Source organism: Dyella acidisoli (genome assembly GCF_030160295.1).
GTDB lineage: Bacteria > Pseudomonadota > Gammaproteobacteria > Xanthomonadales > Rhodanobacteraceae > Dyella_B > Dyella_B acidisoli.
Map to the genome: position 1 here is coordinate 188,568 of NZ_BSOB01000004.1, position 16,414 is coordinate 204,981.

The following is a 16,414-nucleotide window of genomic DNA, read 5'->3' on the forward strand; positions in this document are numbered from 1 at the left end:
CGGTGGCAAGCTCAGGCCGTGGCAAGGCTTTCGAATGCTGCGGCCAATGAGCTCATGGCATGGCGCGAGCGGCGATCGTTGAGCGCGGTGTAGAGCACCACGTCCTGCCTGGGCAGTTTCGGTAGCGACAAAGCTGGGCCGATATCCACGGTGCCGCTTGGTGCCGTGCGCCGTGCAATGACGGCAACGGCGAGCCCGGCGGCTGCCGCGGCGCCCACGACCGCGGCGCCTTTGCCGATAAACACCTCGGTCCAGGGAATGCCGGCCTGATCCAGTGCGCGCACGGCTCCGGCGCGAATGCTGCACGAATCGCCCTGGGTCGATAACGGCAAAGGCTGGCCGGGCTGCAGTTTCCAGTTGGCTGCCGCGATCCAGGCGAAGTCTTCGCTAAAAAGCGCTTCGCCCTGGTCGCGGCGATTTTCCGGTTGCAAGACCAGCGCCGCATCCAGCGTGCCATCTTCGTAGGCCTGCATCACTTCGCGCGAACCCGCCACACGCATCTCGATCAGCAAGCTCGGGTCGTGCTCGTTCATGCGCCGCAGCAGCGCCGGCAATTCGCTGCCGACGATCTGATGGCTGATGCCGATGGTGAGCCGGCGTTGCTCGACCTGGAAGGATGTGACGGCGCGTTCATGCGCGCCGACCAGCGAGCGTGCCGCATCGAGAAACACCGCCCCTTCGGCCGACAAACGCACTTGCCGCGGCGTACGCTCCAGCAACCGGCGGCCAAGCTGGTCTTCCAGCCGCCGCAGCTTCAAGCTGATGGCCGATTGCGTGGTATCGAGCGCTTGCGCGGCACGCGTGAAGCTTTGCATATCGGCAATCAGGACGAAGGCTTTGACGGCATCGAGATCGAGCGCTTTCATGGTGTTCATCATGGGATTTTCGAATCGCTGAAATATATATCAGCTGCTGTAATCCCGGCGCGGCCGCGAACTAAGCTGCGTGTTCCCCGCCAAGGACACACCGCACATGAACACGCTACTTGCACGCATCGGTCGCCCTATTGCCGCATTGCTGGTTGCCGGCTTGATAGGGTCGTCTTCGACGCTTGCCGCTTCCCCTGCGAATACCTTTCCGTTGAGCGGCACCTGGACCCTGGTTGCCGCCGACGTGCTGCATGCGGATGGCTCGCGTACTTCTGACTTCGGTACGAATCCCAAGGGCGTGTTGCTCATCGACGATCAAGGGCGCTACTCGCTGCAAATTTTCCGAGCAGATCGGCCACGCTTCAGCACGGGCGACAAGGCGAAGGGCAGCGACGTCGAATACAAAGCTGCGGTGATGGGGTCCAGCACGCACTTCGGTACCGTGCGCGTGGATGCGGCGAGTGGGGAATTGATCTTCCATATCGATGGCGCATCGTTTCCCAATTGGGAAGGGCAAGAGCAGCATCGGCACTATGAATTGAAGGACGGGGTGCTGAGCTATCGCGTGCCGCCGCGTCCGAATGGCGATGTGCCTGTTTCGGTGTGGCGGCGTGTTGATGTGAGCGCGAGCCAGCATTGAAGGTGCTGCCACATTTCTGTCATTTCCGCCGCTTAGGGTGACTGGACGACTTAGCTATTGAATTCTTCACCCTCATGACGATGTCTCAATCCAGAGGCCGTCATTCCCGCGAAAGCGGGAATCCATGGCCGCGTCTGGCCAAGAGCAAAATGGATTCCTGCTTTCGCAGGAATGACGGCAAGGCAAGAGTGGCGCTCTCGGCGTTAGATGGGTTGCGATTTACCAGAGACGTACTGGTTAGTGCGCGACACCAACGCAACGTGGCCCGCGCATGACGATCACGCGGCGCGATTTTCTTCGGGGCGCTGGTGCTTTTGTCGGCATGTACACGCTCGCAGACGCATGGCACTCAGCTCGTGCATCCACACCGATGACCATGCCCGCGCGAACCAGCGCCGCCATGCTGGCGCCGCCCAAGGTGCCACTGATCAACCCGACCTCATTGGCGCGTTTTGTCGACGCACTACCTATTCCGTCGGTGGCACACGCCGAGAGTCAACGTACGCACCCTGCCTATCCGGGCCGTAAGCTGTCCTACCACCGCATGGAAATGCGCGAATGCAAAATATCCCTGCATCGCGACATTCCTGGCACGCGACTGTGGGGCTACAACGGCCAATTCCCCGGCCCCACCATCGAGGCGCGACGTGGCGAGCCTTTGCTGGTGGAATGGATCAACGCGCTCCCGTCAAAACATTTCCTGCCCATCGACCACAGCCTGCATGGCGCAGAACACGACAAACCGGAAGTGCGTGCCATAACGCACGTGCACGGCGCGCGCGTCTCCGCGAAAAACGATGGCTTTCCGGAGGACTGGTACACGCCTGGACACTCCACGCTGTATCACTATCCCAACGGTCAAGACGCCGCCACGCTGTGGTATCACGATCATGCCATGGGCATCACGCGGCTGAACATTTATGCCGGTTTGTTCGGCGCGTACATCGTGCGTGATGACGAGGAGCAGGCACTCAACCTGCCCTCCGGCGACTGCGACATACCGTTGATGCTGTGCGATCGCCTGGTAGCGCAGGACGGACAGCTCTACTACCCCGTGTCGGACGATCCCGCTGCGCCCTGGGTCATGCAGTGCAACGGCAACCTGGTGCTGTGCAACGGCAAGGTCTTTCCGTATTTCGATGTAGAGCCGCGGCGTTATCGCTTCCGCCTGATCAACACGGCCAACACGCGTTTCTTCGATCTTTCGCTCTCGCACGATCAACCGCTGCAACAGATCGCCAGCGACCAGGGATTGTTGCCTGTGCCATTGCAGCGCGCGCGCATCGAGCTGTATCCCGCCGAACGTGCCGACGTGGTGATCGATTTTTCCGCCTTCGCCGGCAAGGCCGTGCAACTGCGGCATCAGGCCGAAGGTATCCTGGAGTTTCGCGTACGCGATCACGGCCGTCGTGATTCATCCACGCTGCCGGCGGCGTTGCGCGGGGTGCCGCGCATCGATCCGCAAAGTGCGGTGCAAAACCGGATCCTCACGCTCAACGAAACCGATGACGCCAACGGCAACGCCATGACGATGTTGTTGGACGGCAAGCGCTGGTCCGATCCAGTGACGGAAAAGCCGCGGCAGAACAGCATCGAAACCTGGAGTTTCGTCAATCTCACCGGCGATGCGCATCCGATCCATCTGCATCTGGTGCGGTTCCAGATTCTGGATCGACGGCCATTCGATCTGTTCGCCTGGAATGCTCAGCGCAAGCTGCTGTTCACTGGCCCCGCTCAACCACCCGAACCGCAAGAACTTGGCTGGAAAGATACCGTGCGTGCCGATCCAGGCATGGTCACGCGCATCGCCATGCGCTTCGAGGGCGAGCCGGGCCGCTATGTGTGGCATTGCCATCTGCTCGAGCACGAAGACAACGAAATGATGCGCCCCTTCGACCTCTTGCCGGCGCATTCGTAAACGGAGTGTCAATGCAGCGTGCAGATCGTCACGTTTGTCGCAGCACTGTCATCACGCTGTGACGTGATGTCGCGCTTCTGCCAACGTTGCGTCATCTAAGCGGCGCAGACTTTTCGACGGCTTGCGGGGGACCTTTATGCGAACGCAAGCCGTAATCAGGGGGATTACTCGCAGGCACGTGCTATTTGCCAGCAGGAGACACCAGTTATGCCCACCCAGTTTGGCCGTACCCGGTTGAAACCCTTTGTACTCTGCGCGCTCATCACCAGCCTCGTAGGCTTGGCGAATGCGCAGGATGCATCCAATGACGCAAAGTTTCGCGCCAATGTACCCACCACCGCCGTCAAGCCCGTAAGCGGCCAACCCGGTGGCGCCATCACCCTCTACAGCCCGGATTCCGCGGACGCGAGCAATCGCACGCGCACGCCGATCAAGCACGTGATCCTGCTGATCGGTGAAAACCGTACCTTCGATCACGTGTACGCCACTTACACGCCGCCGAAGGGGCAGACCGTCGACAACCTGCTGTCCAAGGGCATCGTGAATGCCGATGGCACGCCTGGTCCGCACGCGGATCTCGCCAAGCAATGGCAGGCCAGCCAGACCGGTGACTTCCAGCTTGCGCCGACGCGCACCAGCGCATACGCCAACCTGCCGTCGATCAATACCGGCGGTGCGCCCACGCAGCCGTATCTTTCATCGGCGGCGCAAGCCATGGCGATCGAGCCAGGCTTGCCGACGAACTACTATCCTTACCTCGCCGAAGGCGGCACGGGCTTGCCGAACGGCGTGCTCGATACACGCTTCCCGACCACGCTGCCGAATGCGCCGGTCGATATGCACGCCTCGATCAGCTACAACGACTACGCCAACAGCCCGGTGCACCGCTTCTTCCAGATGTGGCAGCAGTTGGACTGCGACGCGAGCCACGCCACCCGGAAGAACCCCAGCGGCTGCAATGCGGACCTGTTTCCATGGGTAGAAGTGACCATGGGTGCCGGCAACAACGGCAACACGCAGCCGGCCAACTTCACGGATGAAAGCACCCACGAAGGTGCGACCTCCATGACCTTCCTCAACATGGCGCAGGGCGACGCAACGTACTTCAAGCACCTGGCCGAGCAGTACGCGCTCAGCGACAACTTCCACCAGTCGGTGATGGGTGGCACGGGTGCCAACCACATCATGCTGGGCTTTGGTGATCTTGTTTATTACGCCGACGCAAACGGCGAACCTGCCGTACCCCCGTCGAATCAGATCGAAAACCCGAACTCGCAGTCGGGCACCAACAATTGGTGGGTACAGGACGGCTACGGCGGCGGTTCCTACGTGAACTGCGAGGATGAAAGCCAGCCGGGCGTGGCTGAAGTGCGCAAGTACCTCAAGAGCCTGCCGTATCACGTGTTCAAGCACGGCGATTGCAAGAAGGGTGCGTACTACTTGGTGAACAACTACAACCCCGGTTACCTGGGCGATGGCACGCCCGCACCGCTGGGTTCTCAGCAGTTCACCATTCCGCCCACCAAGCAGCAAAACCTCGGTCTGCTGCTCTCGCGCCATCATGTGAGCTGGAAGTACTACGGTGAAGGCTGGGACGGCGGCAAGGAAGATGGCGAAGCCGGCACCTTCTGCAACATCTGCGATCCCTTCCTGTATTCCACGCAGATCATGACCAACCCGACCCTGCGTGCGCACAACCAGGACCTCAACAACCTGTACAGCGACATCCAGAACGGCACCCTGCCGGCGGTATCCATCGCCAAGCCGGATGGACTGCTGGACGGCCATCCGTCCTCGAGCAAGCTGGAGCTGTTCGAAGGCTACGCGCAGAAAATCGTCGACATGGTGAAGGCCAATCCGAAGCTGTGGGACAACACCGCCGTGATGATCACCTTCGATGAAGGCGGTGGCTACTACGACTCCGGTTATGTCCAGCCGGTCGACTTCTTCGGCGACGGCACGCGCATTCCGCTGCTGGTGGTGTCGAAGTACTCCAAGGGCGGTCGCGTAGTGCACACGTACTACGATCATGTGTCGTTCGACAAATTCGTGGAAGCTAACTGGGATCTGGACGAAACCATCTCCCATCGCAGCCGCGATAACCTGCCGAACCCGATCGCGTTGCCCAACAACCCGTATGTACCGGTCAATGCGCCGGCCATCGGTGACCTGATGGATATGTTCAACTTCCATCGTCACTGGGACGGCGACGACACCGCGCAAAACTGAGTAAGCCCCGATGCATACCCTGCCTGCGGAAGCAGGCAGGGTATGTTCTTTCTACCCACATGATTGACCATCACGATGACCTTGTTCGCACGCTCCACCATCCATCTGAGTCGCTGGTCCAATCCCATCGCTGCGCTGATGTTGATCGGCGCATCCGGTGCCATCAGCACCAATGCGCATGCCGATCCCGCCGATTTCCAGGCTATGCCAGGGTTGTGGAAGATCACGCTGCATACCATCAAGGATGGGCATGCGGAACAGGATCAGGTGAAGTGGAAATGCTTCTACGATGGCGCGGACCCGTGGACCACGTTTGCCGATGCCATGCAGCCGGACACCAGGTGCGAACGTAACGGCGAACACCGCACCAGCACTGCGCTGGCCTGGAAAGTGAGCTGTGGCGAACACGCCGGCAACGGCCGCATCGTGCTTGATTCACCGCAGCATTACAGCGGAGAAGTCGCGTTGAACGGACAGCCTTCGCTGCACGTTGAAGGTCAACGTTACGCAGCCTGCACCGGCCCCAGTGACTGATCGCTAGAAAATCTCATTCCCTTTCTCGATCGCCTGCTCTTTATTCCCATCCTGTAACCGAGATCGGTTACTCGCCAACGGATCGTGGAAGGCCATTCGGGCTAGCTGCAACAGGTGGTGATCACTTTGATCGCACCTTAACAGTCAGCAGCGTAGATTCCGGGCCTCAAAGGACAGGGGTGCAGCGTTCCGTGGGGATGGAGGGCCGCAAAATCTTGCTTGATCCATCTGCCGCCGAAAGCATGACGGCAGACGCCAGTGTGTGCGCTTCGCATGACGACATCACGTTACGCGCCGCCACGGATGCGGACATGGATTTTCTTCGCGATGTGTTTTCGTCCACGCGAATGCAGGAATTCGCAAGCGCCGGCATGCCAGTCGAACAAGCCGAACCTTTGCTTGCCAGCCAGTTCTCGATTCAACACGACTATTACCGCCGGCATTACCCACACGGCCGCTTCGACATCATCGTGCGCGGTGAGAAAAACGTCGGCCGGCTTTACCACGATTGGCATGGTGACGTCGCGCAGTTGATCGATATCGCGCTCTTGCCGGCTTATCGCGGTGCGGGCATCGGCACGCGCTTGATGCAGGCGATCGTGGCCGAAGCGGCGCGAAAGAATATGCCGATGCGGTTGTATGTGGAATTCAACAATCCGGTTCGCACGCTGTATCGCAGGCTTGGATTCGTGCCGGCCGGCGAAAACGGTGTCTACGAACTGATGCGTCGGGACGCCATGCCCTTTGAACACGAAGGGACGTGGGCGCCAATAAAAGGTTTAAGCAACCACTTTCAGTAGTCGACGTTTGCATGACGTTTGTGGTGTGTTCGCAAACGCAACAAGGGGGGCAAATGCAGGCTGTTCCAACTCATGAAGCGCTCATTGCATCGCTACATCGATTGTTCGTGCTGGAAACAGCCGATGGCCGTCGCATAGAGGCGCGCCTGGCCGCTGCGCCAGCCGGCATCGCGATGGATGCAGCGTATGTCAGTTATTCCGCGATCTTCGAACTGCCCGTTGGCATCGGGCTTCCCCAGGATACCTATCGCATTACGGCGCCTGATGGCGCGTCCTGGGATCTGCTTGCCACGCCGACTCAGCCCAGTGCCGATGGCCGGGCCAACCTGACTGCCGTCATGCATTACCTGCGTTCCAAAGACGCCGCCCAGCACGACACAGAACCGTCGTGCCAGGTGGTGACGTAATCACTCGATCCTTCACTCTTAAACAGGGGAACATCATGAGCGATCCGTTTCTTGGCGAAATTCGTATGGTTGGCTTCACCTTTGCACCGATCGGCTGGGCCATGTGCAACGGCAACCTGATGTCGATCAGCCAGAACAATGCGCTGTTCGCTTTGCTCGGCACCACCTATGGTGGCAATGGCACATCCACGTTCGGCTTGCCCGATCTGCAGGGACGCTCGCCGGTCGGTACGGGTAACGGTATTGGGCTTAGCCCGATACTACCTGGCGAAAAGGCTGGTACCGAGTCCACTGCGCTCTTGGTCACGCAGATGCCCGCGCATACGCATACGACAGGCGGCGCCAATGTGACGGTAACCGGCAGTGCATCTATTCCGGCCTGCTCGTCGCCAACCTCTGGCAGTCAGTCAGGAACACCCGGGCCAACTACGGTATTGGGGACGAGTGTCGCCGGCGGCCGACCTGGCGAGCTGTACACCACCACCGCGTCCAACACCAACCTCCTGCCTTTCAATGTGCAGTCGACCGGCACAGTTGCCGGTGGAACGACGGGTGCCACGGGTGGCAGTCAGCCGTTCTCGATACGCAATCCCTATCTCGGGCTGACCTGCATCATTGCGCTGCAGGGCATCTTCCCGAGCCGCGGCTAGTGAATGCCATCGCACGGTCAACACGCCTCGCCGTTCGCGTTTCGCGCAACGGCAGGCATAGGAATGGATTGGATCGTGCACGTTAAAGAACGGAGTGCGTCAGACCAGTGGCGCACATCACGCAATAAAGCGGTCGGGCGCTCGTATTCCCGGCCGCTTTCGTTTGGGTGAAGTGCGTCCCTGACGATGAGCCTATTGTGATGTACGTCACAAATAAGGCAGCATGCCGGCAGTCTGATTCGGGCTCTGAAGTGTTCGATTTTTGAGCAACCTCAGTAGCCGTTGACCACGCTGCGGCGCCACGCTGTTGCCAGCAGCGAACGCGAAGGCTGGCATAAACGCTGCTTGAAGTTTTTGGGGATCACCGCTCGAGAGGCCGCATGGATTGTGCGAATCGTGGGTGACGTCGGTTGCGTTATTACCGCATGAGGACTGGCGCTCAGCCACGGGCGCCTTACAGGGGACAATCGAATGAACCGCATCTTTCGGCTGGTCTGGAACCGCAAGCTGGGCGTGCTGCAGGTGGCGTCCGAATTCGCCCGTGGCCGTACCAAGGGTGGGCGCAGTGCGGAAGGTGGCATGCGCCGTGCCGCGTGGTTGGCGGGTATACCCCTGAGTCTGCCGCTTCTGGCGTTCGCGGCGGCACCTTCTCCCGGCGCTGTCACGACGAGCGCCGCGCTCACTAGCACTTCCGCCGTAGCGGCCAACGCACTACCCACCGGCGGTCAGGTCACCAACGGCGCCGGTCACCTTGCGCAACGTGGCGACACACTCACCATCACCCAGCAGAGCCAGAACCTCTCGCTCAACTGGCAGACCTTCAATATCGGCAGCCAGTCCACCGTGGACTTTGTGCAGCCTGATGCCAGCGCCATTGCGGTCAACCGCATCGCCGATACCAATGGCAGCCAGATCTTCGGCCACCTCAACGCCAACGGGCAGGTGTTCCTGATCAATCCCAACGGCGTTCTGTTTGGTCAGGGTGCGCAAGTGAACGTGGGCGGCCTCGTCGCCTCGACGCTGGATGTCAACGACAGCGCATTGGGTTCCGGCTCACTGAGCTTCAGTGGCACGGGCAAGGGCAGCGTGACCAATCTGGGCACGATCAACGTCACCGGCGGCGGCTACGCAGCCCTGCTCGGCAATCAGGTCAGCAACCAGGGCGCGATTCATGCCCAGCTGGGCAGCGTGGCGCTGGCCGGTGGCAGCGCCGTAACGCTCAACTTCGGCGGCGACAAGCTGGTGAGTGTGCGGGTGGACCAGAGCACGCTCAACGCGCTGGCGCAGAACGGCCAGTTGATCGAAGCGGATGGCGGCAATGTATGGATGACTGCCGGTGCACGCGAAAGCTTGCTCGCCAGTGCGGTGAATAACACCGGCACCATCGAGGCGCAGACCGTACAGAACCAGCATGGTCACATCATGCTGTTGGGCGGCATGGATGCGGGCACCGTCAGCGTGGGTGGCACGCTCGATGCCAGTGCTCCTAATGGTGGAAGCGGTGGCCAGATCGAAACGAGTGCGGCGAAAGTCCGCGTTGCGAATTCCGCAAAGATCACGACGGCGGCTCTACTTGGCCTGTCCGGAACGTGGTTGATCGACCCGAATGATTTCACTATCGCGCCCTCGGGTGGTGACATTACGGGCGCCGCACTCAGCACCGAGCTGAGCGGTGGCAATGTCGTTATCCAGTCCAGTGCGGGCAGTACCAGCGGCAGCGGCAACGTGAACGTGGATGACACGGTGAGCTGGGGCTCGAACACGCTGACGCTGGATGCGCAGAACAACATCAATATCAACAGGACGATGACTGCGAGCGGTTCAGCGGGTCTCGCACTGAACTACGGCGGCTACAACGGTACGACCGTTACCACTCCCGCAGCGGGCACCAGCGTCAACGTGGGATTGAGCGGCAGTGGGTTCGCTGGTCAGGTGAACTTTACGGGCAGCAGCACGCTGAGCATCAACGGACAGGGCTATACGTTGATCAGTAGCGCTACCGCACTGCAGAACAACGTGGGAACGAGCGGATTCTATGCGCTTGCTAGCAATCTGAATCTCACAAGCGGCTTTACGCCGATCGGAAACAGCACCACGGCGTTCTCGGGTGTGTTCGACGGACTGGGCCATACCATCAGCGGCCTTACCATTACGAGTTCTACGCTCCGCGACGTTGGTCTGTTTGGAGCGTCCTCCGGAACGATCCGCAACGTTGGTTTGCTAGGGGAGAGTGTTTCGGGTACAGCTTCAAACGGCGGCACTGGCATCGTGGCTATCGGTGGCCTGGTTGGCGATAACTCGGGCACCATCAGCAACGTTTTCATGACGGGAACGGTTAGCGGCTCGGGTGTTGCTGGTACATCTGGTCAAACGATCGGCGGACTGGTCGGCAACAACGAAGCTAGTGGCACTATCAGTAATGCTTATGCCACGGGGGCAGTCAGCGGGTCGACATACGCTCCCTTTGTCGGCGGTCTTGTCGGAAGCAACTACGGTTCGATTCTCAATGCGTACGCCACAGGTCCGGTGAGTGGCTCCTATGGCGGTCCGAAATCAGGATTTTACGATCTCGGTGGGCTGGTCGGTAATAACGTAGGCACCATCCAGAACGCCTATGCAACGGGCAGTGTGTCATGGACCTCAGGTGGGAGTAGCAACCAGAATGACATCGGCGGACTGGTAGGTTCCGACGGAGGATCGATTACCGATACCTATTCTACGGGCAATGTGTCAAGTGGAGATTCAAGCGATCGACTCGGCGGTCTGATTGGATACGCTTCCGGCGACACGATTACGGCCAGCTATTGGGATACGCAGACCAGCGGACAGACCAACGGCGCCAGCGGCGGCACCCCAACCGGGGTGAGTGGTGAGGTCACCTCCAGCATGATGCTGAAGAGCACTTTTTCCTCCTGGAGCATCTCAGACAGTGGCGGCAGCGCCAACACCTGGCGAATCTACGATGGTTACACCACACCCTTGATCGACAGCCTACTGATTCCGCTGACGATCAGCGCAAGCAATCAGACGGTGACGTATAACGGAACCAATCAAGACGCTGCAGTGTTGAGCTATTCGCTTCCATCGCCAAACGTTTCGGCGATCACGCTGGGGCTGACGACCGCACAGCACGCAGGCAGCTACAGCGAGAATGTCTCATTGGCGTATTCCACCAGTTACGACCTGAGCTTCGGCACGTCGAGCGCGACACTGACGATCAATCCGGCGACGCTGACGCCGACGCTGACCAACACCGGTGTGACCAAAACCTATAACGGCACCACCGCTGCACCGGTCGGCTTTACCCCGACGTACAGCTTCAGCGGGCTGGTCTCCGGCGATACCAGCGCCAGCCTGACCGACACCAGTGCGACGTACAACAGCGCGCACGTGGTCAACGCTGCCGACGTCACGGTATCGGGTCTGAGCATCAGCGGCATTACCGGCAGCAACGGCTCGCTGGCGAGCGATTACACCTTGGCGTCCACGAGTGAGAATGTGGCGGCGACCATCACACGCGCCATACTGACGCCGAGACTGACGAACAGCGGCGTGACCAAGGTCTATAACGGCACGACCAATGCACCGGTCGGCTTTACCCCGACATACAGCTACCTTGGCTTGGTCCCTGGCGACACCGGCGCCATCCTGACCAACACTGGCGTGGCCTACAACGGCGTGCACGCGGGCAGCGCCTCTCGGATTACCGTATCGGGTTTGCGCATCCTCCTCGTTACGGGCAGCAACGGTTCGCTGATCAGCGATTACACCTTGGCACCCAACAGCGCGAGCGTGGCGGCGACCATCACACCCGCGACGCTGACGGCGACACTGACCAACAGCGGCGTGACCAAAACCTATGACGGCACGACGAATGCGCCAGGCGGCTTTACGCCGACCTACAGCTACAGTGGCTTGATCTCCGGCGATACCGGCGCCAGCCTGTCCAACACCGGTGCGGCTTACAACAGCGCCCACGTGGTCAGTGCCACCAACCTCACGCTATCGGGTCTGAGCATCAGCAGCATAACCGGCAGCAACGGTTCGCTGGCCAGCGATTACACCTTGGCATCCAGCAATGCGAATGTGGCGGCGACCATCACGCCAGCACCGTTGACGGTATTGCTTTCCAATACCACCAACGTCACCAAGACCTACGACGGCACCACAGCGGCACCAAGCGGCTTCAGTCCGACATACAGCTTCGCGGGCCTGGTATCTGGCGACAGCGCCACGGCGAGTAGTTCGGCGACGCCGACATTCAATTCAGCTCACGTCGCTTCAGCAACGACGATCTCGCAAGGTGGCCTGTCGCTGGTGTCGATCACCGGTAACGGTACCGATAATTCCGTACTCGGCGATTACACCTTGGCGAGCACCACTGCTTCCACCGGAGCGGGCGTAGCGAGCATCTCGCCGCTAGTGTTGACGGCCACGGCCCCAACCATCGGCGGCATACTGACCAAGGTCTACGATGCCACCAGCGCGGCGAGCGGTGCCAGTTTGAACGGCGGCAGCGTCAGCGGCGCAATCAGCGGCGATAGCTTGGTGCTCGATACCACCGGCATCACGTTAGCTTACAACAGCAGTCATGTAGCCAATGCCAGCAGCATCAACGCCATCGGCAGTCTCGGGGTGAATATCGTCAGCAGCACGAACGGCAGTCAGAGCACGGACTACAGCCTGTCGGTGCCGGCGATCACTTCGGTGGCCGGGACCATCACGCCGGCGACGCTGACGTCCACGCTAACCAACAGCGGCGTGACCAAGATCTATGACGGCACGACCAATGCGCCGGCCGGTTTTACCCCGACGTACAGCTACAGTGGTTTTGTTTCCGGCGACACCGGCGCCAGCCTCACCGACACCAGTGCGGCTTACAACAGCGCCCACGTGGTCAGCGCCACCAGCCTCACGCTATCGGGTCTGAGCATCAGCAGCATTACCGGCAGCAACGGTTCGCAGGCCAGCGATTACACCTTGGCATCCAGCAGCGCGAATGTGGCGGCGACCATCACACCTGCCACGTTGACGGCGACACTGACCAACAGCGGCGTGACCAAAACCTATGATGGTTCGATCGCTGCGCCGGCTGGCTTTACCCCGACGTATAGCTATATCGGTTTGGCTGCCGGCGATACCGGCGCTAACCTGGCCGACACCAGCGTGGCTTACAACAGCACGCATGTGGCCAGCGCCACCGACGTCACGGTATCAGGGCTGAGCATCAGCAGCATTGTCGGCAGCAACGGCTCGCTGACCAGCGACTACACCTTGGCATCCAGCAGCGCGAATGTGGCGGCGACCATCACACCCGCGACACTGACGGCAACGCTGACGAACAGCGGCGTGACCAAAACCTATGACGGCACGACGAATGCGCCAGGCGGATTTACGCCGACGTACAGCTACAGTGGCTTGATCTCCGGCGATACCGGCGCCAGCCTGGCTGACACCGGCGTGGCTTACGACAGCGCGCACGTGGCCAGCGCCACCAGCGTCACGGTATCGGGGCTGAGCATCAGTGGTATTACCGGCAGCGACGGGTCGCAAGCCACCGATTACACCTTGGCATCCAGCAATGCGAGTGTGGCGGCGACGATCACGCCTGCACCGTTGACGGTATCGCTTTCCAATACCACCAACGTCACCAAGACCTACAACGGCACCACGGCGACACCAGGTGGATTCAGCCCGACTTACAGCATTTCGGGTCTGGTGTCGGGCGACAGCGCCACGGTGAGCAGTTCAGCGACGCCGATATTCAATTCAGCTCACGTCGCTTCAGCAACGACGATCTCTCAAGGTGGCCTGTCGCTGGCGTCGATCACCGGTAACGGTACCGATAATTCCGTGCTCAGTGATTACACCTTGGTGAGCACCACTGCTTCCACCGGTGCCGGCATTGCAAGCATCTCGCCGCTGGTGCTGACGGCCACGGCACCGACCATCGGCGGCGCGACGACCAAGGTCTACAACGGTACCATCGCAGCAACCGGCGCCACCTTGAATGGGGGCGGCGTCAGCGGTGCAATCAGCGGCGATAGCCTGTCGCTCGATACCAGCGGCATCGTGTTGGACTACAACAGCAGTCACGTAGCCAGTGCCAGCAGCATCAGCGCCAGCGGCAGTCTCGCGGTGGATATCCTTTCCAGCACAAACGGTAGCCAGAGCACCGACTACAGCGTGGCGCTGCCGACCATCGCTGCGGTGGCTGGAACCATCACGCCGGCACCACTGACGCCGACGTTGACCAACATCGGCGTGACCAAGATCTACGACGGCACAATCACTGCGCCGATCGGCTTTACCCCGACGTACAGCTACAGCGGTTTTGTTTCCGGCGATACCGGCGCCAGCCTCACCGACACAAGTGTGATCTACAACAGCGCGCACGTGGTCGCCGCTACCAATGTCACGGTATCGGGATTGAGCATCAGCGGCATCACCGGCAGCATCGGTTCGCAGGCCAGCGATTACAGCTTGGTATCCACCAGCGCGAATGTGGCGGCGACCATCACGCCCGCAACATTGACGGCGACACTGACCAACAGCGGCCTGACCAAAACCTATGACGGCACGACGAATGCGCCAGGTGGCTTTACGCCGACCTACAGCTACAGCGGGCTGGTCTCCGGCGATACAAGTGCCAACCTCTCCGACATCGGCGCGGCTTACAACAACGCCAACGTAGTTAACGCCACTAACGTCACGGTATCGGGTCTGAGCATCAGCGGCATTACCGGCAGCAACGGTTCGGTGGCGAGCGATTACACCTTGGCGTCCGGAAGCGCCAGTGTGGCGGCGACTATCACACCGGCCACGCTGACAGGCAGCCTTACCGGCTCGATCAGCAAGGTGTATGACGGCACCACTACTGCAACGCTCACACCGATCGATTACACGCTGAGCGGCTTTGTCACTGGCCAGGGCGCGACGGTGACGCAAAGCAGTGGTACCTACAACAGCCCCAACGTGGCTAACGCCACGACGGTCACGACGACATTGGGCGGTGGTGACTTTGTCGCCAACAGCGGCACGAGCCTGTCCAACTACACATTGCCCATCAGTGCGAGCGGCGCGGCGAGCATCACGCCGGCGTTACTTCTGGTGACGGCGAACAACGCCAACAAGACCTATAACGGCGCCGCCTACAGTGGCGGCAATGGCGTGGTCTACAGTGGCTTCGTGAATGGTGAAGGTGCATCGGTACTCGGTGGCACGCTGGCCTACAGTGGAGCTTCACAAGGCGCGGTCAACGCCGGGTTCTACACCATCACGCCGACAGGGCTGAGCTCGAGCAATTACACGATCAATTACGACAATGGCCTGCTGACGGTGAACCCGGCCACGTTGACGGCCAACCTCATTGGCGCGGTGAGCAAGGTGTACGACGGCACCACCGCGGCAACGCTGGCGTCGGGCAACTACACATTGACCGGCGTGTTCGGCAGCGATGTGGTGAACCTCAATAATCCGACGTCCGGTGTCTATGCCAGCGCCAATGCCGGTAGCGGCATCAACGTACAAGCGAGCGGACTGACGATCAGCGGCAGTGGCGCAAGCAATTACATACTGAGCAACAGCACAGCCACCGCTGCCATCGGCGTGATTACTCCGGCCCGACTCACCGTTACGGCCAATAACGCCAGCACCATCTACAACGCGCAGACGTACAGCGGTGGCAACGGCGTTATCTACAACGGCTTCGTTGATGGACAGACTTCGGCAGTGCTGGGTGGTGCGCTGGCCTACGGCGGCAATTCACAAGGCGCCTTGAACGTGGGCAGCTACACACTCATGCCCGGTGGCCTCGCGTCGAATAACTACGCCATCACCTACAACGGCGGTACGCTCACGGTAACGCCGGCCACATTGACCTACTTGGCGACACCGGCGCAGATATATGCCGGGCAAGCGATTCCGACGCTGAGCGGCATGGTCACCGGCTTCCAGGGAAGCGACACATTGGCCAATGCCACCACCGGTGGGCTGACCTTTACCACGCCGGCCACCGCACAGAGCCCGGCCGGGCAATACGCCATTAATGGCAGTGGCCTCGCCGCGAACGATGGCAATTACGTCTTCGTGCAGGCCGCAGGCAATGCGCTAGCGTTCAATGTGTTGGTCAACGGTGACGTGGCGTTACCAGGCGTGGCGTATCTGGACCAGGGATTGGGTCAGTCAGTGCCCACTGCCACCGAGCTACCGCAGGGCGGCTTGTTGGTGTCGGCGATGGATACATCGGATGGATCGGCGCCGTCCACCGTGCCGCTCCGGTCCGCTACTCCAGCGGCTGCATCGGATCTCTACACGCCGGATGTACGCGTAGTGGGCGGCGGTGTGCGCCTGCCATAACGACTCACA

The 16,414-nt window shown here is 60.6% G+C and carries 9 protein-coding genes; 8 read left to right on the top strand and 1 reads right to left on the bottom strand.

Translation table 11 applies throughout. The annotated features are described in order from the left end of the window. Positions 1-11: 11 nt before the first annotated feature. Positions 12-866, bottom strand: a complete 855-nt coding sequence (locus tag QQJ86_RS01790) for a LysR family transcriptional regulator (protein ID WP_284319180.1) — start codon at positions 864-866, stop codon at positions 12-14. A 106-nt stretch (positions 867-972) separates the two neighbouring features. Between QQJ86_RS01790 and QQJ86_RS01795 the strand changes: the two genes are divergently transcribed. From QQJ86_RS01795 to QQJ86_RS01830, 8 genes are all read left to right on the top strand, one after another. Continuing rightward, positions 973-1,509, top strand: a complete 537-nt coding sequence (locus QQJ86_RS01795) for a lipocalin-like domain-containing protein (protein ID WP_284319181.1) — start codon at positions 973-975, stop codon at positions 1,507-1,509. Positions 1,510-1,780: 271 nt separating this feature from the next. Continuing rightward, entirely contained in the window at positions 1,781-3,427 is a 1,647-nt protein-coding gene (locus tag QQJ86_RS01800) for a multicopper oxidase family protein (protein WP_284319182.1), read from the top strand. Between the two features lie 207 nt (positions 3,428-3,634). Then, positions 3,635-5,656, top strand: coding sequence for an alkaline phosphatase family protein (locus tag QQJ86_RS01805; protein WP_284319183.1), 2,022 nt, complete (start codon positions 3,635-3,637; stop codon positions 5,654-5,656). Positions 5,657-5,731: 75 nt separating this feature from the next. After that, positions 5,732-6,190: a hypothetical protein gene (locus QQJ86_RS01810; RefSeq protein WP_284319184.1), complete on the top strand. Its 459-nt coding sequence runs from the start codon at positions 5,732-5,734 to the stop codon at positions 6,188-6,190. 215 nt (positions 6,191-6,405) lie between these two features. Next, positions 6,406-6,990, top strand: a complete 585-nt coding sequence (locus QQJ86_RS01815) for a GNAT family N-acetyltransferase (protein ID WP_284319185.1) — start codon at positions 6,406-6,408, stop codon at positions 6,988-6,990. A 53-nt stretch (positions 6,991-7,043) separates the two neighbouring features. After that, a complete protein-coding gene (locus tag QQJ86_RS01820) occupies positions 7,044-7,397 on the top strand; it encodes a DUF6916 family protein (protein WP_284319186.1) in 354 nt (117 codons plus the stop codon). Between the two features lie 35 nt (positions 7,398-7,432). After that, positions 7,433-8,047: a phage tail protein gene (locus tag QQJ86_RS01825; RefSeq protein ID WP_284319187.1), complete on the top strand. Its 615-nt coding sequence runs from the start codon at positions 7,433-7,435 to the stop codon at positions 8,045-8,047. Positions 8,048-8,518: 471 nt separating this feature from the next. Next, positions 8,519-16,405, top strand: a complete 7,887-nt coding sequence (locus QQJ86_RS01830; protein WP_284319188.1) for a YDG domain-containing protein — start codon at positions 8,519-8,521, stop codon at positions 16,403-16,405. Positions 16,406-16,414 lie beyond the last annotated feature (9 nt).